This is a genomic window from Haloferax sp. s1, from assembly GCF_058382125.1.
Genome location: NZ_JBZRPK010000119.1, coordinates 1 through 1,168 on the forward strand (window position 1 = coordinate 1; position 1,168 = coordinate 1,168).

The 1,168-nt window shown below is 66.6% G+C and carries 1 pseudogene; it reads left to right on the forward strand.

Features of this window, described 5'->3' with window-relative positions:
- Positions 1-1,168 (forward strand): annotated as a pseudogene (locus QT222_RS00850) (hypothetical protein); the annotation flags it as partial.

Sequence of the window (1,168 nt, forward strand, 5' to 3'; positions counted from 1 at the left end):
CTGTCGGTGACGTCGAATCGGGCGGGCATCACCGCGCAAGTCGAGCCGGCACACGCCACTCAAGACCCGACAGTCGATGCTCGGATTCAGGTCACGATTCCCGACGTGACCGTCCCGTACGATGGCGATACGGCCGAACTGTCGGTGACGGCGGTCGCGGTCGATACTCACGGAAATCCGCCGACGCCGGACGCGCCAAACGCGGGAGACGTGGCGCGGCGCGCGGTTGCGAGCCGAACCGCACCGCGGGAACCGGCAAGTCCGTCGATGCCGCCGGGACCGCAACAGACCACGTGGCCGGACGCACACGGGAACTGTCACTGGACGTGTGACTGGTCGAGTCAACCGTCCGGGAGTCAGACCAAGGTGCTCCGAGCGTCTCAGGCTCGGTTACTGAGCACCGCCGACGTGGCTCACGACGACTTCGCCGCCAAGACACCCGGCAAGCGTGCCGAGCAACTTCGGAACCTCGCCGCGAACAACCAGCAGGTGTTCTCACCGGACCATCAGGAGCCATACGACCACAACACGACCGAACACACCGTCTCCCTCGGCGGGGACGACCGGGGCTGGACCGTCGTCACAGTGCGACACACCGGTCCAACGGGAACCAAATCGCAATGGCCCGGACCGGATGGGTTCGCGGTCATCGCACCGCGAACCCCGCGGGTTCCCTCGACACCTCGATTATCGGCACGCCCGGACACGGACAGCGTCCGACTGCGACTCGAACCCGACGCATCGGGGACGGCGAAAAACGTGCGGCTCTTCCGAACCCCGGACCCGGAAGCCGCAAAGGACCTCCGACGGATGCGACCACTCGCGTTCCCGAACACGTCGGGAAGTGCTGCTGACGTCCCGCTCCAGACGAATCAGCCGACGACCGTGACCGACGACGTGCCGTACGCGGACCGATGGTACGCCTACCGCGCCGTAGCCGAGTCGGCATCCGGCGAGCGGTCGTCGCCGACCGAGCCGGTGTGGGTTCGCGCGAGTTCGTCGACACCGCCACCGAAACCCACCGTCAAATCGGTCGAGGCGGTACAGGGCGACGACCGAAAGCGGCGGGTCGAAATCGATGTCGAAGGCTACGACCTTGACCTCAGACTCCGGCGTTCGCGCGCCGGAACCGACGACTGGACGACGCTCGAACAGACACCCGTAGAGG